Source organism: Blautia sp. St.27G3 (genome assembly GCF_059728505.1).
The window spans coordinates 1,636,908-1,660,965 of record NZ_BAAGFO010000001.1 but is presented as its reverse complement, the minus strand read 5'-3'; the positions used below and the strand labels follow the sequence as shown (position 1 = coordinate 1,660,965).

Annotated in this window: 38 protein-coding genes and 1 pseudogene; 36 read left to right on the top strand and 3 right to left on the bottom strand. The window is 47.4% G+C overall.

Annotated features, from left to right (window positions below):
• The first annotated feature begins 55 nt into the window (after nt 1-55).
• From AC6I2O_RS07765 to AC6I2O_RS07745, 5 genes and pseudogenes are all read left to right on the top strand, one after another.
• Nucleotides 56-1,330, top strand: a complete 1,275-nt coding sequence (locus AC6I2O_RS07765) for an ABC transporter substrate-binding protein (protein WP_497742310.1) — start codon at nt 56-58, stop codon at nt 1,328-1,330.
• 127 nt (nt 1,331-1,457) lie between these two features.
• Entirely contained in the window at nt 1,458-2,372 is a 915-nt protein-coding gene (locus tag AC6I2O_RS07760; protein WP_497742309.1) for a carbohydrate ABC transporter permease, read from the top strand.
• 1 nt (nt 2,373) lies between these two features.
• On the top strand, nt 2,374-3,207 hold the full coding sequence (locus AC6I2O_RS07755) for a carbohydrate ABC transporter permease (RefSeq protein WP_497742308.1): 834 nt from the start codon (nt 2,374-2,376) through the stop codon (nt 3,205-3,207).
• A 78-nt stretch (nt 3,208-3,285) separates the two neighbouring features.
• Complete coding sequence (locus tag AC6I2O_RS07750; RefSeq protein ID WP_497742307.1) at nt 3,286-5,535, top strand: glycoside hydrolase family 2 protein; 2,250 nt, start codon at nt 3,286-3,288, stop codon at nt 5,533-5,535.
• Between the two features lie 100 nt (nt 5,536-5,635).
• Nucleotides 5,636-6,382, top strand: a pseudogene (locus AC6I2O_RS07745) (pyridoxal-phosphate dependent enzyme); the annotation flags it as partial.
• 11 nt (nt 6,383-6,393) lie between these two features.
• On the opposite strand, the gene AC6I2O_RS07740 reads toward AC6I2O_RS07745, so the two are convergent.
• From AC6I2O_RS07740 to AC6I2O_RS07730, 3 genes are all read right to left on the bottom strand, one after another.
• Nucleotides 6,394-7,974, bottom strand: a complete 1,581-nt coding sequence (locus tag AC6I2O_RS07740) for a recombinase family protein (RefSeq protein WP_497742306.1) — start codon at nt 7,972-7,974, stop codon at nt 6,394-6,396.
• A 137-nt stretch (nt 7,975-8,111) separates the two neighbouring features.
• Entirely contained in the window at nt 8,112-8,690 is a 579-nt protein-coding gene (locus AC6I2O_RS07735; RefSeq protein WP_497742305.1) for a TM2 domain-containing protein, read from the bottom strand.
• A gap of 34 nt (nt 8,691-8,724) precedes the next feature.
• Nucleotides 8,725-9,321 carry a helix-turn-helix domain-containing protein gene (locus tag AC6I2O_RS07730; protein ID WP_497742304.1) on the bottom strand — a complete coding sequence of 199 codons (597 nt, stop codon included), beginning with the start codon at nt 9,319-9,321 and terminating at the stop codon, nt 8,725-8,727.
• Between the two features lie 62 nt (nt 9,322-9,383).
• Between AC6I2O_RS07730 and AC6I2O_RS07725 the strand changes: the two genes are divergently transcribed.
• The 31 genes from AC6I2O_RS07725 (at nt 9,384) to AC6I2O_RS07575 (ending at nt 24,052) form a co-directional block, all read left to right on the top strand.
• Nucleotides 9,384-9,563, top strand: a complete 180-nt coding sequence (locus AC6I2O_RS07725; protein ID WP_497742303.1) for a hypothetical protein — start codon at nt 9,384-9,386, stop codon at nt 9,561-9,563.
• Nucleotides 9,564-9,582: 19 nt separating this feature from the next.
• Nucleotides 9,583-9,897: a hypothetical protein gene (locus AC6I2O_RS07720; protein ID WP_497742302.1), complete on the top strand. Its 315-nt coding sequence runs from the start codon at nt 9,583-9,585 to the stop codon at nt 9,895-9,897.
• Nucleotides 9,894-11,261 (top strand): phosphoadenosine phosphosulfate reductase domain-containing protein, encoded by a 1,368-nt coding sequence (locus AC6I2O_RS07715; RefSeq protein ID WP_497742301.1) that lies wholly within the window; start codon nt 9,894-9,896, stop codon nt 11,259-11,261. Before AC6I2O_RS07720 ends, AC6I2O_RS07715 begins: the two co-directional genes overlap by 4 nt.
• Complete coding sequence (locus AC6I2O_RS07710) at nt 11,188-11,652, top strand: hypothetical protein (RefSeq protein ID WP_497742507.1); 465 nt, start codon at nt 11,188-11,190, stop codon at nt 11,650-11,652. The genes AC6I2O_RS07715 and AC6I2O_RS07710 overlap by 74 nt, the downstream gene beginning before the upstream one ends.
• A complete protein-coding gene (locus AC6I2O_RS07705) occupies nt 11,645-12,172 on the top strand; it encodes a hypothetical protein (protein ID WP_497742300.1) in 528 nt (175 codons plus the stop codon). The genes AC6I2O_RS07710 and AC6I2O_RS07705 overlap by 8 nt, the downstream gene beginning before the upstream one ends.
• An 11-nt stretch (nt 12,173-12,183) precedes the next feature.
• On the top strand, nt 12,184-12,348 hold the full coding sequence (locus AC6I2O_RS07700) for a hypothetical protein (RefSeq protein WP_160308579.1): 165 nt from the start codon (nt 12,184-12,186) through the stop codon (nt 12,346-12,348).
• Complete coding sequence (locus AC6I2O_RS07695; protein WP_160308580.1) at nt 12,345-12,503, top strand: hypothetical protein; 159 nt, start codon at nt 12,345-12,347, stop codon at nt 12,501-12,503. Before AC6I2O_RS07700 ends, AC6I2O_RS07695 begins: the two co-directional genes overlap by 4 nt.
• Before the next feature lie 192 nt (nt 12,504-12,695).
• The gene (locus AC6I2O_RS07690) at nt 12,696-13,442 is read left to right on the top strand and encodes a rolling circle replication-associated protein (protein ID WP_497742299.1); all 747 of its coding nucleotides are present in this window, start codon (nt 12,696-12,698) and stop codon (nt 13,440-13,442) included.
• Between the two features lie 58 nt (nt 13,443-13,500).
• Nucleotides 13,501-13,887 (top strand): RNase H family protein, encoded by a 387-nt coding sequence (locus AC6I2O_RS07685; RefSeq protein WP_497742499.1) that lies wholly within the window; start codon nt 13,501-13,503, stop codon nt 13,885-13,887.
• A complete protein-coding gene (locus tag AC6I2O_RS07680) occupies nt 13,866-14,126 on the top strand; it encodes a hypothetical protein (RefSeq protein WP_497742298.1) in 261 nt (86 codons plus the stop codon). The genes AC6I2O_RS07685 and AC6I2O_RS07680 overlap by 22 nt, the downstream gene beginning before the upstream one ends.
• 14 nt (nt 14,127-14,140) lie before the next feature.
• Nucleotides 14,141-14,656, top strand: a complete 516-nt coding sequence (locus tag AC6I2O_RS07675) for a DUF7768 domain-containing protein (protein ID WP_160305433.1) — start codon at nt 14,141-14,143, stop codon at nt 14,654-14,656.
• Entirely contained in the window at nt 14,649-15,074 is a 426-nt protein-coding gene (locus AC6I2O_RS07670) for a hypothetical protein (protein WP_160305434.1), read from the top strand. The genes AC6I2O_RS07675 and AC6I2O_RS07670 overlap by 8 nt, the downstream gene beginning before the upstream one ends.
• A complete protein-coding gene (locus AC6I2O_RS07665; RefSeq protein ID WP_497742297.1) occupies nt 14,992-15,267 on the top strand; it encodes a hypothetical protein in 276 nt (91 codons plus the stop codon). Before AC6I2O_RS07670 ends, AC6I2O_RS07665 begins: the two co-directional genes overlap by 83 nt.
• A 9-nt stretch (nt 15,268-15,276) precedes the next feature.
• On the top strand, nt 15,277-15,861 hold the full coding sequence (locus tag AC6I2O_RS07660) for an MT-A70 family methyltransferase (protein WP_497742296.1): 585 nt from the start codon (nt 15,277-15,279) through the stop codon (nt 15,859-15,861).
• A complete protein-coding gene (locus AC6I2O_RS07655; RefSeq protein WP_497742295.1) occupies nt 15,842-16,702 on the top strand; it encodes a DNA cytosine methyltransferase in 861 nt (286 codons plus the stop codon). Before AC6I2O_RS07660 ends, AC6I2O_RS07655 begins: the two co-directional genes overlap by 20 nt.
• Nucleotides 16,656-17,216 carry a hypothetical protein gene (locus AC6I2O_RS07650; RefSeq protein ID WP_497742294.1) on the top strand — a complete coding sequence of 187 codons (561 nt, stop codon included), beginning with the start codon at nt 16,656-16,658 and terminating at the stop codon, nt 17,214-17,216. The genes AC6I2O_RS07655 and AC6I2O_RS07650 overlap by 47 nt, the downstream gene beginning before the upstream one ends.
• A 12-nt stretch (nt 17,217-17,228) precedes the next feature.
• Nucleotides 17,229-17,492 (top strand): hypothetical protein, encoded by a 264-nt coding sequence (locus tag AC6I2O_RS07645; RefSeq protein WP_160305437.1) that lies wholly within the window; start codon nt 17,229-17,231, stop codon nt 17,490-17,492.
• On the top strand, nt 17,489-18,199 hold the full coding sequence (locus AC6I2O_RS07640; protein WP_497742293.1) for a DUF6273 domain-containing protein: 711 nt from the start codon (nt 17,489-17,491) through the stop codon (nt 18,197-18,199). The genes AC6I2O_RS07645 and AC6I2O_RS07640 overlap by 4 nt, the downstream gene beginning before the upstream one ends.
• A gap of 76 nt (nt 18,200-18,275) precedes the next feature.
• Nucleotides 18,276-18,488 carry a hypothetical protein gene (locus tag AC6I2O_RS07635; protein ID WP_120468673.1) on the top strand — a complete coding sequence of 71 codons (213 nt, stop codon included), beginning with the start codon at nt 18,276-18,278 and terminating at the stop codon, nt 18,486-18,488.
• A 12-nt stretch (nt 18,489-18,500) separates the two neighbouring features.
• The gene (locus tag AC6I2O_RS07630; protein WP_172549863.1) at nt 18,501-18,731 is read left to right on the top strand and encodes a hypothetical protein; all 231 of its coding nucleotides are present in this window, start codon (nt 18,501-18,503) and stop codon (nt 18,729-18,731) included.
• Nucleotides 18,703-19,032, top strand: coding sequence for a hypothetical protein (locus AC6I2O_RS07625; RefSeq protein ID WP_497742292.1), 330 nt, complete (start codon nt 18,703-18,705; stop codon nt 19,030-19,032). The genes AC6I2O_RS07630 and AC6I2O_RS07625 overlap by 29 nt, the downstream gene beginning before the upstream one ends.
• Complete coding sequence (locus AC6I2O_RS07620; RefSeq protein WP_497742291.1) at nt 18,986-19,456, top strand: cell wall hydrolase; 471 nt, start codon at nt 18,986-18,988, stop codon at nt 19,454-19,456. The genes AC6I2O_RS07625 and AC6I2O_RS07620 overlap by 47 nt, the downstream gene beginning before the upstream one ends.
• Nucleotides 19,457-19,464: 8 nt before the next feature.
• Nucleotides 19,465-19,935, top strand: a complete 471-nt coding sequence (locus tag AC6I2O_RS07615; RefSeq protein WP_497742290.1) for a YopX family protein — start codon at nt 19,465-19,467, stop codon at nt 19,933-19,935.
• Nucleotides 19,928-20,302 carry a hypothetical protein gene (locus AC6I2O_RS07610; RefSeq protein WP_497742289.1) on the top strand — a complete coding sequence of 125 codons (375 nt, stop codon included), beginning with the start codon at nt 19,928-19,930 and terminating at the stop codon, nt 20,300-20,302. The genes AC6I2O_RS07615 and AC6I2O_RS07610 overlap by 8 nt, the downstream gene beginning before the upstream one ends.
• A 21-nt stretch (nt 20,303-20,323) precedes the next feature.
• Nucleotides 20,324-20,899: a hypothetical protein gene (locus AC6I2O_RS07605; RefSeq protein ID WP_497742288.1), complete on the top strand. Its 576-nt coding sequence runs from the start codon at nt 20,324-20,326 to the stop codon at nt 20,897-20,899.
• A gap of 1 nt (nt 20,900) precedes the next feature.
• Entirely contained in the window at nt 20,901-21,137 is a 237-nt protein-coding gene (locus AC6I2O_RS07600) for a hypothetical protein (protein WP_120468684.1), read from the top strand.
• Nucleotides 21,130-21,519: a single-stranded DNA-binding protein gene (locus tag AC6I2O_RS07595; RefSeq protein WP_120468686.1), complete on the top strand. Its 390-nt coding sequence runs from the start codon at nt 21,130-21,132 to the stop codon at nt 21,517-21,519. The genes AC6I2O_RS07600 and AC6I2O_RS07595 overlap by 8 nt, the downstream gene beginning before the upstream one ends.
• Before the next feature lie 13 nt (nt 21,520-21,532).
• On the top strand, nt 21,533-21,982 hold the full coding sequence (locus tag AC6I2O_RS07590) for a hypothetical protein (protein ID WP_497742287.1): 450 nt from the start codon (nt 21,533-21,535) through the stop codon (nt 21,980-21,982).
• A gap of 148 nt (nt 21,983-22,130) precedes the next feature.
• Entirely contained in the window at nt 22,131-22,424 is a 294-nt protein-coding gene (locus AC6I2O_RS07585) for a hypothetical protein (protein ID WP_160305439.1), read from the top strand.
• The gene (locus AC6I2O_RS07580; RefSeq protein WP_497742286.1) at nt 22,366-22,794 is read left to right on the top strand and encodes a terminase small subunit; all 429 of its coding nucleotides are present in this window, start codon (nt 22,366-22,368) and stop codon (nt 22,792-22,794) included. The genes AC6I2O_RS07585 and AC6I2O_RS07580 overlap by 59 nt, the downstream gene beginning before the upstream one ends.
• Complete coding sequence (locus AC6I2O_RS07575) at nt 22,784-24,052, top strand: PBSX family phage terminase large subunit (protein WP_497742285.1); 1,269 nt, start codon at nt 22,784-22,786, stop codon at nt 24,050-24,052. The genes AC6I2O_RS07580 and AC6I2O_RS07575 overlap by 11 nt, the downstream gene beginning before the upstream one ends.
• The last annotated feature ends 6 nt before the right edge of the window (nt 24,053-24,058 follow it).

The window sequence follows — 24,058 nt, the reverse complement described above, 5'->3', positions numbered from 1 at the left end:
GGCATGATGTCAATTCCCGTATTATTATGTCAGTTTTGCGTACAAGGAGGAAGGTATGAAAAAGAGACTGGTTTCAGCAGTATTAATTGCAGCTATGACAATGACAGGAGCAGGCAGCCTGGCGACGGTTTCAGCTGCCGGCTCAGGAGAAGAGACTGTGCTGACGCTGTGGTATTGGAAGAACAGTATCCGTGAAGAGCTTCTGGAGCAGGTGTCCGAGGTGTTCCCTGGTGTTAAGATTCAGGCAGAGCTTTTTGCAGCGGATGATATTGAGGAAAAGATTAACACGACGATTGCAAGTGGCGGAGAACTGCCGGATCTTCTGGCAATGGATGACTGGATTGCAAATCTGCTTCAGTACGAGGATGAATTTGTAAATCTCTATGATGCTCCGTGCAATGCGGCAGAGATTCAGGATCAATACGTAGAGTGGAAATGGAAAAAAGCCGAGACGGTAGACGGCAAGCTGATTGCGCTTCCGATGGATGTCGGCCCGACTTGTATGTTTTACAATGCAGCTCTTTTTGAGGCGGCCGGGCTTCCGACCGATCCGGCAGAAGTTGCAGCTCTGATGCCTACCTGGGAGGATGCTTATGCGGCTGCACAGCAGCTTCAGGAAGCAACGCCGGATGTAAAGATGTTTGATTTCCTGGGGCATATCTTTGTGTCTACACTTGGACAGCAGAAGCAGCACATGATTGATGAGGAAGGCAATTTTATTGCTGACCAGGATCATATCAGAGATGCTTTTATGACAGCTGCGGCAGCTAAGCCATATGTATACGGAGGCGATACAGAGTGGTCGCCGGAGTGGGCGGCAGCGCTGAATAATGGCGACGTGGCAGCGTTCGTTGGCGCCGTATGGATGAAGCCCGAGGTGCAGGATGCAGCACCGGATACCGCAGGAAATTGGAGAGTAACGGCAGCGCCTGGCGGAGCCGGAAATGTCGGTGGTTCTGGTATTGGTATCACAAAGAGCTGTGAAGATGTTGAGACAGCGTATAAGGTCATCACATGGTTGACAAACAAAGACAATCAGGTAAGCTCTCTTGATGATCTGGGACTGTTTCCGTCTCTGATTTCCGCACTGGATGACGAGAGCCTGCTGTATGAAGAGGAATTTTTTGGAAATCAGATCGTAAATGAGTATTTTGTAAAAGCGGCGAAGGAGATCAATGACCTTTACTATCCGCCGAACTATAGCTCATACCAGTCTGTATTTGAACAGCAGCTTTTGCTCGTTCAGGATCAGGACAAGGACCCGGAGCAGGCATTCCAGGATGCGGTAGACGAAGCGAGAGGTATTTACGACCTGGAGTACCTTTTCTGATTCTTTTTTTCAGAGCGTAAATTTCATGGGGTTGCTGCAAAATGAGTACAGGAAAGCTTCTGAAGTTTCGGAGCTTACAGTATTTTGCAGCAGCCCCGTGCTGCATTGTAATGGAGCGTTTATAATTATGAAGAGAAAAAAGAACTCGGCAAGTGGACGTTGCCTGATGAAAGAAATCAAGAAAAACAGGATGATATATCTGTTAATCAGTCCTTTTTTCATTATTTACGGAATTTTTGGAGTATTTCCAATTATTTATTCTTTATTCCTGTCCTTTCACAAGTGGAATGGTTCGGGACCGATGAAATATGTGGAATTTGCTTATTATAAGCATCTGCTTTCAGATCCCACTTTTTTACTTTCCATTAAAAATACGTTGATTATATGGGTTTTGTCGACGATTCCGATGGTAATACTGGCAGTTATTCTGGCGTTTCTTTTGAATGGGAAATTCGTAAAAGGCAAAACTTTTTTCCGTACGGTTTATTATCTGCCGAATATTACTTCGACAGTAGCGATCGCGATTGTTTTTGCAAATATTTTTGGCAACAAGTACGGAATTCTGAATTATTTTATCAGTCGGTTTGGTTTCGATCCAATCCAGTGGTTGTCAATGAATGTAGGAGTTCATGTCGCGATCGCAGCGATCGTTATCTGGCGGTGGACCGGGTACAACGCGATCATTCTGCTGGCAGGGCTGCAAAAGATTCCTTCCAATCTGTATGAGGCGGCTAGTCTTGATGGTGCGAGTACGTTTCAGGTGTTCCGCTATGTGACGCTGCCGCTTTTGAATCCGGTGATTCAGTTTGTGGTCGTGACTTCAACGATTGGAGGATGGCAGCTTTTCGCAGAAGCACAGATGCTTGTGGGTTCCGCAGGAGGAATTGGAAAGAGCGGTATGACAGTTGTGCTTTATCTGTACAATCAGGCTTTTGGCAACAGGCAGTTTGGATATGGCTCTGCGATTTCATGGGCGCTTGTTGTTATTATCGGCGTACTGTCTGTCCTGAACTGGCGTCTGACAAAACGGGAGGTGGACTGATATGAGAGACCGGATCAGAATTTCAAAAATCGTCATGTACGTTCTTATCGTATTTGGCGCAATTATTTCGCTGTTCCCGTTTTACTGGCTGGCAGTTATGGCTACGAATGATTCATCGGCTTTTATGAGATATCCGCCGGTTCTGACGTTTGGAGGGCAGCTGCTTACAAATGTGAAGAATTTGTTTGATAATGTAAACTTTGGCACTGCAATGGCCAATACTTTTTTTGTAGCAATCATAAAGACCTTTGGCGGTGTGTTTTTCTGTTCTCTTTGTGCTTTTTATTTTGCAAAATTTCAGTTTCCGGGAAAGAAATGGATGTTTGCATTTTGTATGCTGACCATGATGATTCCGCCGCAGCTCAATATGATTCCGCAGTTGATTATTATGAATAAGATCGGCTGGCTGTCTACGCTTCGGGCACTGATTGTGCCGGGCTTGGTTCCGGCATTTGGAATCTACTGGATGAATCAGTACTGTACAGGGGCTATTCATGATGATCTGCTAAATTCAGCGCGGATCGACGGGTGCGGTACCTTTGGTTTGTATTTGCATGTGGGGCTTCCGATTATTATTCCAGGTTGCGCGTTTTTGTGCATTTACATTTTTATGGATAGCTGGAATGATTATCTGTGGCCATTGATTGTTACGAGTGATTCCAGAAAAAATACGTTGCAGGTGGCGCTTGCACAGTTGCAGGGTGCTTATAACAGTACGGATTATGGTATGGTTATGTGCGGCGTTTTGCTCGCAACGCTTCCATTGTTTGTGATGTTCCTTTTGTTCAGCAAGCAGTTTACGGCAGATATTGCCGCAGGGGCAATTAAGGACTGACAAACAGATGAAATGGAATAAGAAGTTTCAGAGTTTGAATTATGAAAAGCGGATGAAAAGAAAGAGGAATAAAGGATTATGTATAACGGACGTTTGCTGAATCTTGATTGGAAATTTAAACAGGGTTTTGATCCTGTAACGGTTGTACAACCCGGAGAAGGGGCGTTTGAAACTGTGAATATACCGCATACGGTGCAGGAGATTCCCTATGACTGTTTTGACCAGTATATGACGTGTATGCTTTCCACCTATGTGAAGTATTTTCAGCTGGAAAATATATCAGGGAAGCGTGTGCTGCTGTCATTTGAGGGTGTTTCGGCCTTCTATGAGCTTTATATGAACGGAAAAAAGGCTGGAAGCCACAAGGGTGCTTATTCGATGGCATTGTTTGATGTAACAGAGTTTGTCCGGGAAGGTGAAAACCGGATGGTGCTTATGGTGGATTCTCATGAAAGGGACGATATTCCGCCAAACGGGTCAACTGTGGATTTTCTGATTTATGGAGGAATTTACAGGGATGTCACTCTTTATGTAGTGGAGGAACTGTATGCCAAGCATATGCTGCTGCGTTACGAGATGGAGGGAATGAGCAGCAGGTTTCATCCAGAACTTTTGGTAGAGAATCACAGAGGGCCGGTCTGTGCAACTGTGAAACTGACTATTCGTAAAAAAGGGAACGGGAAGAAGATTTTTACAGATATGCAGAAAGTGGATATTCCAGCTGGTAACAGTTGTGTAAAGCTGGAGGCGCGCATGTTGGAGTCCGTTGAGCTGTGGTCTGTGGAAGACCCGGTTCTTTACGAAGTGTGTGCGGAGATTTTTGACGAAATGGGCAGATTGCTTGATGTTTCCGTGGCATGTACTGGTTTTCGGACCGTAGCAGTGGAGGCGGACGGGTTCTACTTAAATGGAAAGAAAATCAAGCTGATCGGTTTGAATCGACACCAGTCCTATCCATATGTGGGCTATGCAATGGGAAAGCGGGTGCAGGAGAAGGATGCAAGGCTTTTGAAAGAGTTTATGGGGCTGAACATGGTGCGCTGCTCGCACTATATGCAGTCACGTTATTTTCTGGACTGCTGTGATGAAATTGGTCTTCTCGTATTTGAGGAAATTCCGGGCTGGGGATTTATCGGCGGCAGTGAATTTAAGGAAATTGTATTTCAGGATCTGGACAATATGGTGCTGGGACATTATAATCATCCCGGTATTGTAATTTGGGGAACAAGACTGAATGAGACAACAGACGATGACGAGTTGTATGAACAGACGAATCGCCGTTGTAAGGAGCTGGACAGCAGCCGTCCGACAACGGGGGTTCGCTGGGAAACGGGCAGTCATCTGATTGAAGATATTTACAGTTACAATGATTATACAGAAGATGACAGAGGAGATTTTATGCTTTTGACTGCGCACGAGGCGACGGAGTGCGCGGAGAAAATACCGTATCTGGTCAGTGAGCATACGGGCGCCGTTTTGCCGACCAAGCCGTTTGACAGCGAGGAACGGCAGGAGGCATTTGCAATCCGCCATGCCCGCGTACTTGGGAAGGTGCAGACTATGGACAGTTACCTGGGTGCGCTCGGATGGTGTATGTTTGATTATAATACGCACAATGATCATAATTCTCTGAATAAGGTCTGTTACCATGGTGTTCTGGATATGTTCCGCGTACCAAAGTGGGCTGCATATTTCTATGCAAGCCAGAAAGAGCCTGCGCAGGAGGTTGTGATGGTTCCGTGTTCTATGGTGGGCCGCGGGGAGCGGTGTGAGCCGGTGCCGTTTTATGTGCTGACTAACTGTGATTATATTGAAGTGACTTTGTCAAAAGACATCACGAGAGCGTACTATCCGAGTGTGAAGTTCAACGGGCTTGCACATCCGCCGATTGAGGTGACACAGAATGGGGAATTTTGGCAGCACCGCTGGGAGGGCGCAAGGATTGTCGGCTATGTAGACGGGCAGGTTGTGGCAGAAAAGATTTATTCCAACAATCCGCGGCTTTCGAAGCTTGAGGTGGAGGCGGACGATACCTGGCTGTACAATGACCGTGTAGATGAGACGAGAATGGTTGTGTATTTCGTAGATGAAAACGGTAATCGCCTGTATGGTCATCAGGATGTGATCTGTGTGGAAACTTCCGGGGATATTGAATTGATCGGGCCATCTCTTCTTCCTGCAATGGGCGGGGCGGCCGCTTTCTGGATCAGAACGAAGGCAACGATGTGTGAGGGGACTGCGTCTGTGCGGATTCACTCACAGCGGAAAGAATTAGAAGATCAGACAGTTACAGTTGAGCTGAGATGCCACACGGAGGGCAGGAGATAATGGAGACTGTGATTCAGCGTTTGAACGGAGATTTGCCAGGAGGAAATGAACTTTACATAAAAAGAGATGACCTGCTCCCCTTTTCAATGGGGGGAACAAGGTCCGGATCGCAGAGGCCTTTTTCCAGGATATGAGGGAAAAGGGATGTGATGTCATGGTAGTTTATGGAAGCAGACATTCCAATCTGTGCCGTGTGCTGTCCAATCTTTGTTGCAGCAGAGGTGTGGACTGTGTGATGATCTGCTCCCATGAAGATAAGGAAGAAACGGCCTCTACAAACAACACATACCTGATTGAATGGGCAGGGGCGCAGGTAGTGCACTGCCCGAAAAGTCAGATTGCACTGACTGTCGAAAGGGTAATGGAGGATCAGATGGCCAGAGGCAAACGGCCATACTATATCTATGGAGATAAGTTCGGACGCGGGAATGAAGGAACTGCGGCAAAGGCATATGCGCAGGCTTATCAGGAAATACGGACATTTGAGCAGGAGCAGGGATGGGAATTTGATCAGATATTCTGCCCGTCCGGGACTGGAGCCACCCAGAGCGGATTGATCTGCGGACATTTGCTGGCCGGAGACCGGAAGCGGATTTTGGGCGTTATGATATCTTCCCGGGAAACGCAGCGTGCATTTGATGTCATCCGGGAAGGTGTGAAGGACTATTTTTTGAAAGCAGGGAAAGAACTTCCGGAGCAGTATGAGCAGGAGATTCTGTTGCTGGATGATTACCGGCAGGGCGGCTATGGCAGATACGATGAGCGCATTGAATCGTGCATCCACGAGCAGTATCGAAGAAACGGGATACCGCTTGACCCGGTATATACGGCGAGGGTATCAAAATAATTAAGGGAAAATCAAAGCATAATAAAAAGCGTTTCCCCATCCCAGGTGCATTCCTTCAGCACGTTTTTGGCGATCTCATTCCTCTCATTTGCTGAGAAACTATCAAAATTATCTAAAAGCCGAATAATGGCCTCTCTTTTCTCCATGGCGCTCTTCATTTGGGCGGTGGCCCGTCTTTCCTCAGCAGCAAAATTCAGCAGCTTGTTTTTGAGGGTATTATATTCTATATCAAGTTTTTCAATCTCCCCTATAATATACTTTGCGGCAGCAGATTCATTATTCACGGCCAGGGCGGCGGTGAGCTTCCCGATCTTTTCCTGGCAAGTTTCCATTTGTGCCCGGACAGAAGCGGAGGAATCCCTTGCAGGCCTTTTCCCGTCCTTCAGGTACTTCTTGACGGTGGCCGGGTTGTGCTGTATTTCTTTGAATACGTCCAACACCTTCCCATCCAGTAGATCGGCCTTAATTTGCCGCATGTCGCAGGCCTCAGCACCGGCTCTCATGCGTTTTGGGCAATAGTACCAGGTGGAAACAGAGCCATCCGCTTTTTGCTTGCGGCTCATGCCCATGGTGCGGCCACACTTGCACCGGAGCACACCCTTCAGAAGCGGCAGATCATACTTTGCAACCTTTGAAAAAGTGTTGTGCCCGAATTGGGCCATAATGGAAAAGAAGCGCTGATCCGTCATATATGGCTTATGGAAGCCGATACTCACCCGCCACTTCTCAGGCGGTGCCAGGGAGTGGCGCTTTTTGCCGTTCACCCGCTTTTCTGTGGTGCGGCCATACACAATGATCCCATGTTGGCCATCCCACTTCTCACGGGGGGAATTTTCATCAATCATGCAGCCTTTAGCTTCAAAATAGTCATACATGGCCGGAGTATCCTGAACACAATGAGGAGAGGTGAAAAGGTTGTATAATTGAGTTGTGGAGAGGAAGTTGCCCTTTAAAGAGGTGATCCGGTTGTTCTTGCAATACGTTTCCATGTTCTGAAGGCTGAAGCCGTTCTCTAAGAATATGTCAATAAGATTGTTTTTATAGTCGATCTCTTCCTGATTGAATATGAGCGTTTTGTGGGATTTGGATCCCAGGTCAATGGTGGTAATATCATAGCCAACGGGAGCCCGGCCCCCACACCAAAAGCCGCTTGCTGCCAGGTGGTTCATATTATCGGTGATCCTGAGGGAATCTGTGCGAACTTCCAGGCCGGAAAAGATTACAGCCAAGTACATCATGGCCTCTCCCAGGGGTGTGGTGGTATCAATGCCATCCTGAACAGTGATAAATTTGATCTCATGCTCTTTCAGGTAAGAATAGAAGGTGCAAAAGTCCATCATATCGGAGCACACCCGATCTATTTTATAAATAACCACACAATCAATGAGGCCTGCTGCAATATCTTCCTTCAGTTGATTCATACCGGGCCGATCCATATCTGAGCGCACATAACCATCATCTTCATAGAATGCAAGAGAGCTCACCTCAGGAAAGCGCTGCTCTATATGATTTTTGCACATGGAGAGCTGCATCTGTGTGCTCTCTGAAGTATCAACAAAATATGATTTTCTGCAATATATTCCAAAATTCATGCTATTTTCTCCTAAAAAAGGGCATAAAAATGCCCGGAATCTGATTGAAAGCTCCCGGAGATAATGCTAAAATATATTTTGCGAGAATACATGAGCATTATCTCATGGGGCCCTGGTGAATAGCCGGGGCTTTTTATTTACATTTTACTGGAAAATTTTTGCTCAACTAACTCCAAATTATGATCTGAGAGCTCAGAGCTGTGTTTCATAATATCATCATAAGCCTTCCTAAATTGATTGCACTTGCCTTTTTCGGTTTTCATGCCATCTGCTTTAATTAGAGCATTGTTGTAGCTGCGAACAATAAAGGATTCGATATTGCTTTGCTTATAATCATTATAGCGGCCAAGCATAACATAATCACCCATATCAGAAAGTGTTTTCAAGAGAAGATCATATCTGCTGAAAAACACATCTGAATTTGTGGTAGAAGAAATGAGCCTTGTACAATCATCCACAATCCGCTGTCTATCATCAATAAGTGTATTAATGTTAATTACAGAACTATCATCATAGACAACATGAGGAGAAGGCTCTCCATTCTTATGACGGAGCACCGGCAGAAGGGCACGGATGCAGTCAATGGCCCATCCAAACGTAAACAAGCCGAAAGTGAAGAGATACAGAAGGCCCATGCCATACTTCTTTTGGATAAACTTGTGAGCGCCACACCATCCAAAAAGAAGAGTGATAATAAAATAAGTTGTGCTATTCATATTTATCCCCATTCACTACTATGTAACAATTTTTCTAAGCGTTTTCTTGTAATGCTTGCGATTCTCCCGCCACTTTTTTCTCCCGTTCTAATTCTTGCCGGTAAAGCTCCACTTTTTCATCAATGGAGAGATCGGAGAGATCAGGGGCAGCAGGTTCAGGAGCCTTTTGTGGGCGGCCTCTCTGAGAAACGGCATCCAAAATGAATTGATCAATAACTTCCCTGGAAGGGCCATCCAATTTCTGATAAGCAACCATGATCCCCTTAATAACATCATATAAGGGGTTGCTTTTTTCTACAAGATCCGAAACGGCAGCAGCAGCCTCATCCTCAATCGGTATACGCATATTACCGGAACCAGTGCGGAGCCACTCTTCATTTATGCTAAATTCCCGGCAAATAGATTTTACCATCTGATCCGTGAGGTTCCGCTCACCTTTTTCTAATTTTGAAATAGCGGTTTTTCCAACACCTAACTTTTCCCCAAACTTTTCCAGGGTAAGCCCCAGGTATTTCCTGGCTTCTTTGATGCGTTCCCCTTGCGTCATAAAATCACCTCCAAGAAAAGAATACCATTGCAAAACAATAAAGTCAATAAAAAGTTGGCAGAGGGCACAAATAGATATTGACAATGTGGGCAAAGGGCACTATAATGTAGGCAGAGGGCACAAATAGAACGAAAGGAGAATGAAACATGAAAAAACAGAGCGATTTTCACAAAACGGTGCAAAACCTTATGTTACTGGATCCTGAGAGCCTTCTGCTGATTGACAGCGGTGTGAAGCTGCTCCTGGCCCGGCAGAACATGGGAAGAAAGCAGGAGAGGCAGCAGGAACGGGAAGAGGATCCGAGAGTGCAGCAGGCAGTTATTTAGAAAAATGGAGGGATAAGCCATGAAATTAGTAAAAGCAAGATTTGAAAGAACAGAGTTTGGCGGGCAGATGGTTGAAACTGTAAAGGCATTAGATTTCTACCTTGAAGAGAAGAGCCATACAAGCCAGTGGCAGGAGCCGGAGAAATATAAGAGGCTGAGGAAGGACATTGATCGCTTGTTTGCACAATTTGAGATCTTCAAGTTGGCAGTAAAGCAGTTTTATGGGGTGGAGTACCATTTCACCAGGACGGATGACTATTTCGGATGCTGCACAAACGATGGAGAGGATTTTCTTTTCAGATTTGAGAGGGAAAAGAAGGTAAGTGAGGAATGAGCAGCAAAGCGGTAAAGGGACAACTGAATTTATTCCCTGAGAGATTCATAAAAGATGCGGATTGCACCAAAGATACACCGGTGACACTAGGGAAGCAGGATGCGCCGGTGTATGGCCAGGGAATAAGGATAAAACCAAGGGAACCAGGCCGGACAGATAGCGAACATTTCAAAAAGATATATTTAGAAAGCCTTTTACCACTGGAAGAGTACGATCTCATTGCCGTGTTGTTATCAGGTGGCAAGGATAGTATAGCCTGCTACTTCAAACTAATTGAGTTAGGGGTGCCAAAGGAAAAAATTGAGTTTTGGCACCATGATATAGACGGAGGGCACCCAAGCAGGAGAATGGACTGGCGATGCACTCAAAACTATGTAAAGGCATTAGCTGAAGCTGAAGGAATCCCGCTGAGGCTCTCATGGAGAAAAAATGGCTTTTTTGGTGAGCTTTACAGAGTTGGGGCCAGTGAGCCGGTTGAATGGATGGAGCCGGACACAGGAGAGATCATGCAATGTAAACCTTCTCAAAATTACATTAAGTGCTTGAAAATCAAAGAGCAGGCAACGGAAGAGATGGAGGAGGAGCTGAAAAAATTAGGGTACAGAATGAAATTTCCCGCAAAGACCGGAGATCTGAGCAGGCGGTGGTGCAGCGCATATCTGAAAATAATGGTTGCGGATAGTGTTATGGCAAATTTGGATAGGCTGAGGCTACTGGAAGAGATAGGAGGGAAAAGAGGGAAATTTCCTGCAAAAGGAGGAACACACCAGGGAAGATGGTGCAGCGGAAACCTAAAGGCAGCAGTACAAGACAGCGTGACCTCTAACCTGGAAAAGACAAAAAGCAATGTGAAGATCCTGGTGGTATCAGGAGAGAGGCGTGGAGAATCGGCAGGACGGGCAAAGTATAACGAAATGGAAATACATAGGACTAACGCAGAGGCAAAAGCCCATAGAACGGTACACCAATGGAGGCCAGTGATCGACTATTCGGAGATTGACGTGTGGGAGGTGCTGAAGCGAAACAGAATAGCGCCACATCCATGTTATAGGGCGGGGTGGAACCGGTGCAGTTGTGCAATGTGTATCTTCTCTACACCAAAATTATTTGCAGGAATTAGAGAGCTATACCCTGAGGATTATGAGCTATTGAGGCAGGATGAAAAGATTTTAGGATTTACTTTAGATAATAAGTGCAACCTGGATGAATTTGTGGGGGAGGCTGCTTCTTGCGTATATCACGGAGATATAGAAGCCATAAGAAGCCTGATAACGGGAGAATTTGGGGTAAATGATATTTATGTTAAAGGAAAATGGCTGTATCCGGCAGGAGCATTCCACGGAGCTGAAGGAGGGCCATGCTAAGAAAGGAGAAAAAATGAAGGCACCAGGGAAAATTGATAGAAAAATAGGCCTGATCAAGCGTATGCAGGCAGAAATGGATCACCGGGCAAAGGTGGAGGAGAAGGCGGTGCAGCTTATCACTGAAGGAAGGCATGGAGAAGCGGTGGCGCTGCTCAATTCACTGGATGATAATGCCATAGCAAGGATGCAGGCAGAATTTGAGGCCATAGAAACATTAGAGGCAGAGGAGAGCAGCCCACGGCAGAGGGCAGAGCGGAGGCGGCAGCAGGCCAAGATTATTCTGAATGTATTGGCTGAAGATGCGATCAATATGAATTGGAATCAAGAAGAGGAATACTTGAAGGCATTTGTGAAGGCGCTGAAGCAGATTGAGGAGGGATGCAATGAATGAGAAGCAAAAGGCTCTCCTGCAAAAACTGAAGGCCCTTGCAGAGCGTGGTGTGGGAGGAGAGAAGGAAGGAGCGGAGCGGAAGCTGAAGCAGCTCATGGCCAAGTATGGAGTGGATCAGTTGGAGCTCGAAGGGGATCGGGTGAGCCGGTATGAAATTAAATACCGGGGAGAGTTTGAGAAGCGGCTGCTCTCTCAAATTGTATATAGGGCCAGGAATGATGCAGAGGGGCAATATTACCGCAGATACGGAAAGGGATCCAAAAGTATCCTCATTGTGGAATGCACAAAGGCCCAAGAGATACAGATCCGGATCGAATTTGAGTTTTACCGGGATTTGCTGAAGGAAGAGCAGGAGCTCCTCTTTGAGGCATTCATACAAAAACACCGGATTTTTGGAGATTCTTCAGGAGAAGAGCCGGAGATCCCAACACCGGAAGAAATGGAGCGGTTAGAGAGAATGTGGGCCATGATGGCAGGCCTTCAGGAAAAGAGCTTTACACCATTATTAGAAAGCAGATAGGAGGGAACGGTATGACAGTAAAAGAGAAACCGATTCAGAGAACCGAAATGGACGATGCAAAGGAATTTGCAGAGCTTTATGGAATGCTGTCACCCAATGAGCGGCAGCATGTGAAAAGCATTATCATTGGTATTCAGCTTGCAAAAGAAGCGGAGAAGGAGGTGGCCCTGGCATGAGGCGGGAGGTAAAGGTGAAGATCACCCTCTCAGAAGGGTATGAGGAGCGCTTCACCAAAGCCTGCATCCAGGTGGCCAAGAGAAGGGTGGAGAACCAGGAGAAGGAGAGCCATCCGGATCCGGCCATGCCTGCCAGGAAGGTGGCGGTGATGTAAATGGTTTACATAAAAGAACGGGAGCAGATCTGAGAAATCTGCTCCCGACATATGCCCTAAGGACATACTTAAACCTAAAAACAGTATATCACTTTTGGGCATCCAGGTCAAGTGAAAAAGCGGCTAAAATCAAGGCTTTTAGGCCTTGTTAAGCACTTGATCAAGATATTAAAGATGGGGGTGATATACGGATTGTACTGGAAAAAAATATATGACCTGGGATGGGTGAAGCAGATTGCAAAATACTATCCGGGTAATTATGGGGCCCCAGGAGTGAAGAGGGGGCCAAAAAGAAAGAGGACACCTGAGGACATAGCCCGGCAGAATAAGACGAACAGAGAGAAAAAGGTGCAGAGGTTGATCCTGGCCAATTTCCATGAGGGTGACTGGCATTTGATTCTGAGCTATAAGAAAGAGCTGAGGCCGGGCTCCTTCAAAGAGGCCAAGAAGCAACTGAGAAAATTCTTGTCTGATATGAGAAAGGTATACAAGAAGGCGGGGATCCCCTTCAAGTGGATAGCTGTCACGGAGAGAGGGAAACAAGGAGCATGTCACCACCACCTGATCATTGAGGATATAGCAGATCAGAATTTGAACACCAAAAAAATGGTGCTGAAGTTTTGGCAATATGGATCCAAGAGCTTCCACCCACTGTATGAGGATGGGGAGTTTGAGGATCTTGCTGAGTACATAGTGAAAAAGGAAAGCAAGGAAGAGGAGGAGGGCTGCTCATATTCCAGGAGTAGGAATCTGATCATACCTCAGCCACAAAAGGAAGTGATTCACAGCAGGAGGTGGAGGAAGGAGCCAAAGCCGGAAAAAGGTTGGTACATTGTGAAGGATTCTCTTGTGAATGGTGAAAACCCGGTGACGGGGCTCCCGTATCAGCACTACACCATGCGAAAGATTGATCCAGGAGGTGATTCAGGGGATGCATGAGGTGAGCATATTCATTGAGAGCACATGGAGGGGCCCGGCCAGGAGGGATGGGGTGGCCATGTGGTTGGTGGAATGCAAAAGAGGAGATCGCCTGGATACCCGGCAGGGATTTGTGCATGTGAAAGAGGGCACAGAAACCCAGGGGAACCTTATGGCCATGATCAATGCCTTTTGCATTCTGAAAAAACCATGCAAAGCCCTGGTATTTACCAAGTGCAGCCACATTTTGATCTCCATGCAGCAGGAGTGGCCAAAGGAATGGCAGGAGAGCGGGTGGATCAATGCAAAGGGGAAGCCAGTGAAGAATGCTGAGCTGTGGAAAATGCTGATTGAAAAGGGGAAGAGCCACACCTACACCCTGAAAGACGATCAACACGAATATGAGAATGTAATGCAATCAGAACTCAGGAAGGAGTTGGAGAGTTGGAAGAATACAGAGAAGTGAGAAGGAGAACCATGGAGGCGGTACTGGCCAATGTGGAAGGGGAGCAGGAGAAGGTAATGGAGGCGGCGGTGAAGGTGGCCGATGCGGTGATGGAGGCCATTGCCGACAATTACCGGAGCATTACAGAGGTGCATTCCATTGTGGAATGTGTGCGGGCAGGAATCCGGGTGCAAATAGCATATGCCGATCCGGAAGATATGGATTTTATGGATCCCTACACGGTGAGGCCGTGTTGGTAGAAAGGAGAGAAACAATGACAGAGAAAACCATGAGGGCAGCAGGGCAGGCGGCTGAGGAGCTGCTGAAGCTGAGAGGGCCCAAGTACAGCATGAGCAACCATGAAGCAGAGGAGAAGCTCAGGGAACTGGAAAAAGAGGAGAGCATGGAGAGGGTTTATATATGCTCACAATATGGCAGTCGGGGAGATAAGGCCACGAATTTGGAGCTTGCAAAATTCTTTTGCATGACAGTGATTGAAGAGGGAAAGATCCCCATTTGCCCTCATTTGTTCTATGCCCAGGTGCTCAATGATGATGTGAAATCACAGCGGGCAGCAGGCATGAGGATGGGGTTGGAGCTCCTGAAGGATTGCGGGGAGCTGAGGATCTTCACCAACATTTCAGAGGGAATGAAAGGAGAGCTCCTGAAGGCCAAGGAGTGGGGCATCCCTATCACCATAGCCAATATGGCGGTGATTTATTCAGAAGATCAGGCGGCCTATGCGGAGGAGGAGATTGCGAAGGAACTCAGGGAGGTGCTCAATGGCTAAGAGTATCATTCAGGACACCCGGATCAGGGAGTGCTATTTGTGCAGGGAGGAAGCTGAAAAGCGTGGATATTATGGAGAGCTGAAGCACACCGGCCTGCATAAGCACCATTTTATATATGGCCGGTTTGGTGCCCTCAGGAAGAAAGCAGAGCATTATGGGCTGTGGGGCTATATGTGCGCTGAGCGTCACCATGAGTATGGGCCGGAGGCTCCCCACAATAATGCAGAGGTGGATCGGAAGCTGAAGCAGATTGCACAAAGGGCCTTTGAAGCCAAGTATGGGCATGAGAAGTGGATGCAGGAATTTGAAAAGAACTATTTAGAGGAGGAAGAGGATGCAGCAGCAGGAGAAGCTCATGGAGAGCCTGAGGCAGGTGGATTTTTCGGATCTGAGTTTTCCGGTGATAGTGGTGTATAAGAATCCCAAAGATTACCCGGATGCCTATGTGGCCAGGGTGTGGGAAGGGGCCAGGAATCTGCCCACAAATACGCTCATTAAGAGGGAAACGCTTCAGGAAATAAGAAAAGATATAAGGGCGGCAGGATTCGCAACACGGCTCACCCGGACTGAGGGAGAGGATCCGGTGATTGCTGAAACCTGGCTCAGATAGGAGGAAGGCATGGCTGAAATAGATATTTTCTCCCCGGTGAAAAAGTATGATGTGATTTATGCAGATCCGCCGTGGAGATACCAGGACAAGAAATGCAATGGAGCATGTGCTCTACATTATGACACCATGAAAATTCAGGATATAAAGGATCTTCCCGTGAAGGAATTGGCGGCAAAGGATTGTGTAATTTTCATGTGGATTACATACCCAATGCTGAAGGAAGGCATTGAGCTCATGGAGGCATGGGGATTCAAGTATAAAACCATAGGTTTTCGGTGGATAAAACTGAATAAGAAAAACGGGCAAAAGTTTTTCGGTTTGGGCCGGTGGACTAGAGGAAACACAGAGGCCTGCTTTATTGGTGTAAGGGGGAAGCCAAGCAGAAAGAGCAATAGTGTAAGCCAGATTATAGAGGCAACCATAAAAGAGCATTCCCAAAAGCCGGGAATTGTGCGAAAGAAGATCAAGGAGCTCATGGGTGATGATCTGAATTACATAGAGCTTTTTGCTCGGCAAAATATCAGCGGTTGGGATTGTTGGGGGAATGAAGTCGGAAAATTGGATGGTGAGAAGAATGAGAGATCTGTTAGTTGACGCATTTGCAGGCGGTGGCGGTGCAAGCGTGGGAATTGAGATGGCATTAGGGAGAACTGTGGATATAGCAATCAATCACGATCCGGAGGCGATCAGAATGCACACAGTAAACCATCCCACCACCACACACCTGACAGAGGATATTTTTGAGGTAAATCTGAAAAAGTATGTAAATGGCCGGCATGTTTCCCTTATGTGGGCAAGCCCTGACTGCACAAGTCACAGCAAAGCAAAGGGATCACAACCACGAAAAAAAGGGCTGAGGATTCTGCCATGGGCAGTATATAAACATGCAAAAGCAATCAGGCCGGATGTGGTTATCATGGAGAATGTGGAAGAGATTCAAAAATGGGGGCCACTGGATGACAATGGCCGCCCGATAAAGGAGCGGGAAGGTGAGGACTATCAAAAGTTTATAAATGCCATGAAAGGGTTAGGCTATCAGTTTGACAGTAGGGAACTGGTGGCGGCAGATTATGGAGCTCCAACAACGAGGCGGCGGTGGTATGCAATTTTCAGGAAGGATGGCCGGGAAATAATTTGGCCGGAGCCCACACATGCAAAAGGGGCAGCAGGCGGCTTGAAGCCCTGGGAAGAATGCGGGAAATATATTGATTGGTCGGATTTGGGAAAAAGCATATTTGACCGGAAAAAGCCGCTTGCAGAGGCCACAATGAAGCGGATTGCCAATGGTTTCCTGAAGTATGTGGTGAATAATCCGCATCCCTATGAAGTGAAAAACAGTGAAGCCTATGCTTTTCTGATTCAGTATCACGGGGAGCAGAAAGAAGGGGATGCAAGGGGGGGGGCAGACACTCAAAGAGCCCATAAAAACCATTGACACAAGCAACCGGTATGGCCTGGTAACGGCCTTTGTAACAAAATTCTATAAATCAGGGATCGGGCAGGGGTGCAATGAGCCGCTTCACACAATCACAACCTCACCGGGGCATTTTGGCCTGATAACTGCATTTCTGATCAAATATTATGGGGCCGGGTGTGGGCAGACGTTGAGCAGCCCATTGGGAACAATTACAACAAAGGATCGTTTTGGCCTGGTGAGCGCCATTGTGGAGCTGAATGGTGAGAAGTATGTTCTGAATGATATATTTTTGAGAATGCTGAAGCCGGAGGAGCTGAAGATCATGCAGGGTTTTCCACCTGATTACATAATTGACCGTGATATAAATTTCAAGCAGTATCCGGTAAAGGAGCAGGTGGCAAGAATTGGTAATAGCGTGGTGCCAATTATGGCTCAGAAATTGGTGGAAGCAAACTGTGGATACTTGAAAGTAGGAGAGCGGATGCCACACATGAGGATCGATTGTAGCGAAGCTCAGATCAAATTTGCATAGGAGGGTAGTGGGATGGCAAAGAAGAAAAAGGCGGTTGAGGTAAACCGGAAAGAATTTGACCGGATCCGGAAAATGGATCACAGCACCATGGAGAGCCATATTGCCGGATATTATGAGCGGGGATATACAGCAGGATATGAGGCCGGGCGGCAGCAGGCGGCCCCTTCCTTCAATCTCCCCAAGGCACTGGAAGAAATACGGAAAATAAAAGGGATTGGAGAGGTAAAGGTGAAGGCGATCCATGTTGCACTTGTGACAGCAGGGGCAAAGGTATGAGGGAGCAGAGAAAACCCTGGAAGAATTACAGAAGGCAGCAGGCGGCCAATAGCCTGAGAAAATATAAGGAGGATAAGAAACGCATGGAAATCACAAGGAAAAGAACAGAGGAAACAAATTGGGGCCAGGTGAAGGAACTGGTGGCAGCAGGCTCTTTGAAAGTAGGGGATGAAATCTCTGATAATCTGCTCACCGGGCAGAAAATGGTGTATGTGGTGGCAGATATTACAGAGGAAGAGGTGAAATTTGTAAGCAAGGATCTCCTGGCTGAGCGTGTGGTGTGGAATGAGAACGGGAGAAGCACCGGAGGCTTTAAAGAATCGGATTTGTGCCGGTATCTGAATGAGGAGGTATGGGCCATCCTGCCTGAGGAGCTGAAGGCGGTGATCAGTGAGAGGGAGTGCCTTCAGATTGTGGAAGGGAAAGAGGAGCGCTTCATGCTGAAGCTGTGGCTCCCGTCTGAATTTGAGGTATTTGGCGATAGTTGGGCCTCTGAAGTGGAGGAAGGGCAGCAGTTTGAGCTCTTCAAGGATCCCAGGAACCGGGTGAAATTTGACCAGGACGGAGAGAGGGCCTACTGGTGGCTGCTGTCTGTGTGTGCGGGCGATTCTACCCTTGCCTGCTCTGTCAGCTACTATGGCTTTGCCTACTACGCGAGCTGCTCCGGCGCTTCTCGGGTGCCCGTCTGCTTCAGTATCAAAAAATAATCAATATCAATCCCGCCGCCTTTGCGGCGGTGGGGTTATAAGGGGATAAGCAAGCAAATTTTAAGGAGGAATAAAATTGGGAAAATATAAAAATCCGGTGCCGGTAGTTTTGGATGATTATGTGTCTAAAACGGTAAGAATAGAATTTTCATTTGAGCAGTATGTGACAAAAGGGGAGGCAGCGCAAGGGATCAATGATCTGCTGAGAGAAACTAATGGGAAAATACCAATGGAGTGGATCAAACTGGTAAACCCGACTTTAACAGTTGATAAGAAAGAAATAGATTGAGAGGTGCGAACAATGGAGCAGGACAAAAGGACAAGGTATAAAGGGATATGCCCGGAGTGCGGGAGGGAGCTGTGGATCTGCAAAAGTATATTCATGGAAATGGGGATCAACCAGGGGGCCGGGCGCTGCTTGCAATGCAAAACTTTCCTGAGTATCCAGTTTAATGAGGAGAAGCAGGAGATGGAGCTCACAAAATTTGAAGGGGGCAGCAGTAATGAAAGCATTGGAGGGGATTTGCAATGAAAAGTTACCCGATCCAAGTCCGGGAGAGCCGATCCTGGGAGAGAAATGCAAGAAGGCAGAGAAGGACGCAAGCGGGAAATGCAAAGGCTTTTTCATTAAGGGGAGCCGGGAGCCCTTCTTTGCGTGTAGTATATGTGAAGAAAAAGCGGAGGATCCGGAGGAGGTTGAGAGCGGCCAGGAGGGCAGCAGTAATATTTGCGGCCATTCTGATTGCGGCGGCCATAATATGCAAAATAATGGCGGCAGAGGAGCCGGTGGAAGAGATTCAGCAGGAAACAGAGGCCGGAGAGCTCCCGCATAAGGCCATGGAGCCTGAAAGAGTGCAGCAGGAGCCTATTCAGGAAACACGATCAGGATCCGGCAATTCCCGCAATGAGTACCTTTTGGCCCGCCTTGCAATGGCTGAGGCAGAGGGTGAGAGCATAGAAGGGAAGGCAATGGTGATCCGGGTGGTAATGAATAGAGAAGAAAGCAGCGCCTTCCCGGATACCATAGAGGAGGTAATTTTTGAGGATGGGCAGTTTACACCGGTAGAAAATGGCCGGTTTGAACGTGTGGAGCCTAATGCAGAATGTTGGGCCGCCCTGGATATGGTACTCATTGACGGATGGGATGAAAGTGAGGGGGCCCTATACTTTGAAGCGGTATACAATGGGGAGAACACCTGGCACTCTGAAAATTTGGAATACATAAAGACGGTAGGCAATCACAATTTTTACAGATAGGAGGCAGAATGGGGCATAAATTCAGAATATGGCAGGATGGGAAAATGCTCAGGCCGGAGAACGTAACAGAGAATACTTTCCGTTATCTGCTGAACCGGGATGGGGTAGTGTTCGGAATTGATCTGAAGGATATGAGATGGGAGGGCATGATCCGAATGGGCCCGGGCTGCATCATGTTTCAAATTGGCCGGAAGGATATGGAAGGCCAGGAGATTTATGAGGGTGATGTGGTACGGGTGCGGGATTGGGAGGATGGCAGGCGGTGGCTCACCGGCACTGTGGAATATAACGAGGAGGAATGTGGGTATTTAATCAATTTTGACACCGGCGATCCTGAGCATGGAGGCCTAAGCATTTCCTTCAGCGCCTCTCCTGATTGCAAGGTATTGGGCCATAGGTTTGAGGAGAAAATGCAAAAGCTCCTGAAGGAGCAGAGGGAGCGCTTCATGGATCCAAGAATGGAGGCGGCTATTGAATAGGCGGCAGAAAAGAAAGCAATTCAAGAAAATATATGGAATGAACCCGGAGCAGTATGAGGCATGGTGGGCAGAGCACTGGCCTGAGCTGCTCCATGAGCGCCTCAGAGAGGCACAGAGGGCAGCAGGCGAAGGGCTGAAGGAAATGGCCCGCCAAGTCCATGAGGCGGCTTTAAATGCGGCAGCAGGCATGGAAGAACTGAGAAGAAAGATCATAAAGGCGGCAGAGCTTATGAGAGGAGGGGAGCAAAATGGAAATCATGTGGACGATTCTAAAAATGATAGGGGCCGGGTGCCTGATCGTATTGGCGGCCCTGGTGCTTATGATTCTGATAGCGCTATTCATAGCGGTGGCCAAGGCATTGACTGAGAAGAAATAGGAGGGAAGAAATTGGAAGAGCTGAAAATGGAAAGTAAAAAGATTATCATGCAGCAGTTTTTTGAGAATGTGGGCGGCAGCAGGCTCCTGGATTGGTTGGAGGAAGTGGGATATTATACGGCACCGGCTTCCATGAAGCACCATGCTTCCTATGAGGGATCGCTATTTGATCACAGCCTTCAGGTAACACATGAGCTGATCATGCTCACTGATAAATTGGGCCTGAAGTGGCAGAGGAAAGAGAGCCCCGCCGTGGTGGGAATGTTGCATGACGTGTGTAAAATGGATGATTATGTGATACAGCAGGAGGTTGTATCAGTAGACCAGGGCGGCGGGCCGGTATATGGGCCGGGGCAGGCAGTATGGAATGAGGAGGCGCTGTGGCCAGGGCATGGAGATAAGAGCTTGATCATGCTCATGGGCCACATTGATCTCACGGTGGAAGAAAAGCTATGTATCCGGTATCACATGGGAGCTTTTACAGACAGTAAAGAGTGGAAATATTACACGGAAGCTGTGAAACGGTGCCCGAATGTGCTTTATACCCATACAGCGGATATGATAGCAACCAAGATCAAGGGGGTGTAATGTGTTCGATATTGAAAAAATGAAGGCCAAAGGAATGGATCCACGGATGATTGAAATATGCAAACAGATCAATGAAAACAGTGCAAAGAGAGATTCTTGCCCGCACCATGATTTTGAAAAGGGCAGCAGGCCGGGGGATTACATTTGTAAGAATTGCGGATGTAAAGTGGGCCCTGATTTTATGGTGGGATATAGGCAAGGGCTGAAGCATGGAAAGGAAGGAGCAGACAATGAATAGCTGTAATTTTATAGGGAGGCTCACAAGGGATCCGGAAGTGAGATACAGCCAGGGAGAAAAGCCGGTATGTGTGGCAAGGTTTACCCTGGCAGTAGACAGACCGACAAAGAGAGGGAATGAGAGGGAGGCAGATTTTCTCACATTCAAGGCATTGGGCGGCAGAGGTGAATTTGTTGAGAAACACCTGAAGAAAGGTATGAGGATCGGAATTTGTGCCAGGGCAGAAAGCGGCTCCTATGAAAAGAATGGAAACAAGGTATATTATACGGAGTTTATCTGTGAAGGCTTTACATTCTGCGATGGGAAGCAGGGGAGCACCGGACCGGCAGCAGGCGGCTACATGGAGCAGCCTGAGGAATATGAAGGGCTCCCGTTCAATTAGGAGGTGCTGAAGGGTGACAAAAAGTGAGTTAGAGCAATTATTGGATCTCAGGAAGGAGATCCAGGAGTTGGATGCCAAGGTTGAGAAAATGCAGGAGCAGAGGGTGGGAAAAGTGACAGATAGAGTGCAGGCTTCCATGCCCGACTTCCCGTATGTACGCACAACCAAGACAATAACCGGGGTAGACAATAAAGGAAGCCGGAAGCGCCGGAGGGAGCTGACAGAGAGTGAGCTCCTTTTGCTGAAGCGGCGGCAGCAGGCGGTGGATGCAGAGTTTAAAATATCTCAGTACATAAAGAGCATAAATGACAGCAGGATCCGGAGAATTATCAGCCTGAGGTATGAAGAGGGGCTCTCCTGGGATAAAGTGGCCGCCGCCATGAACTGTGATCGGACATACCCGGAGAAGCTGCTCACTAAGTACCTGAAGGAACACCCGGAAAAGAAAAAGAGAAAAAGTTGAAAGTTTCTCACAATTCTCATTTTAAATGATCTATAATGCTATCAGGTGAAAATTTGTTGGCTTATCCCCTTATGAATTGAAACCTGAAGGAAAGGGCATCCCGCCTCTGTGCGTGGGTGCCTTTTTCGTGTGCAAAGGAGGGGGAAGGGTGAACGTACAAGGGAAAATCAATAATTTACTGAAGGCCCTGAGGCAGCAGGGCATTGTATACAAGATAAATACTCAGCAATTTTATTCAGAGAGCCAGGGGCGGCTATGCACAAAGCTGATTTTATGGGAGGAGCACCCGAACCGGGATGGAGAGGTTTTCTTCAGTAAGGTGAAGCTGCTGAAATACCTGGCAGAGAAGTGGAAGGAAGTGAATGGGCATGGAAGGGCAGCAGATGGAGAGAATGAAGGAACTGAAGCAGCTAATGAGCGAAAAGCAGGCGGCATTCTGTGATCATTACATTACCACACTGAATGCCACGGAGGCCGCAAAACTGGCCGGATATTCCGAAAAAACGGCAAAAGCCATGGGAAGTGAAAACCTGACAAAACCTTACCTAAAAGAATATATAGATTTGCGGCTTGCAGAACTGGAAGAGAAAAGGGTGGCAAGCGCTGAGGAGGTGCTGCAATATCTCACAAGGGTAATGAGAGGAGAGGAGCGGGATCAATTTGATTTGGATCCTTCCCTTCAGGACAGAACCAAGGCGGCAGAGCTATTGGGCAAAAGATACCGGCTATTTGTGGATAAGCAGGAGATCACCGGGAAATTGGAGCCCGTCACCATTATAAACGATATACCAAGGGCACCGAATGGAGATTAGACTATCTGATCTCATTGCACCACAATTCTATGATATTCATTGGGATATTTTGGAGGGTAAACATACCCACTATAAGCTATACGGAGGCAGAGGCTCAACAAAGTCCTCTTTCGTGAGCCTAGAAATAATTTACGGCATGATGCAGGATCCCAATGCAAATGCCGCCTGCTTCAGGAAGGTGGGGAACACCCTGGCAGAGAGTGTATTTGAGCAGCTCTTGTGGGCCATAGACGCTCTTGAAGTAGGTCACTTGTGGAAAGTCACGCTCTCCCCGCTGAGGCTCACATATAAGCCCACGGGGCAGCGGATTGTATTCAGGGGTTGTGATGATCCTAACAAGTCAAAGTCAATCAAGCTGAGGAAGGGTTATTTTAAATATATATGGTATGAGGAAAGAGCTGAGTTTGAAGGGGATGAAGATGAAAGAAAAATAAACCAGTCCTTAATGCGTGGCGGTGATAAGTATGTGGTATTTTACACATGGAACCCGCCAAAGAGCCTCAATTCATGGGTAAATCAGGATGTGCTTCAGGTGAGGGCTGACACCTTATGCAGCCATTCCACCTATTTGACAGTGCCCAGGAGTTGGTTGGGAGAGCAATTCTTTATTGAGGCTGAAGAGCTCAAAAAGCGGAAAAGAATGGCATACCGGCATGAGTACCTGGGAGAGGCTACTGGAACCGGTGGAAAAGTATTTGATAATGTGATTCTGAGGGAGATCACGGATGAAGAGATAGCGATCTTTGATAAGATTAAGCAAGGCCTGGATTTTGGTTTTGCGGCGGATCCGCTTGCGTTTGAAAGAATGCACCTGAATAAGAAGCAGAGGCGGCTCTATATCTTTGCTGAGCTGTACCAGGTGAACCTTAAAACCCGGAAGGCCGTGGCAGAGATAAAGAAACTAAACCCGGACAATAAGATCATAACAGCAGATTCAGAGGAGCCCCGCTCCATATCTTCCTTCAATGAGTTGGGCCTGAGGGTGTACCCGGCCAAGAAGGGCCCCGGATCGGTGGATTTTGGTGTGGCTTATTTGTCTGACGATTTGGATGAGATAATCATTGATCCGGTGAGGTGCCCGAATGCGGCCCGTGAGTTTTCTTCATACGAACTGGAAAAGGACAAAAACGGGAATTTTAAAGGATCATACCCTGACAAAGACAACCACACCATTGACGCTGCCAGGTACGCATTGGAGGATGAAATGGTGAATAAAAAAGCTAAGATACGGAATAAGGCCAAGAGGGGCCTGAGATAGGAGGGA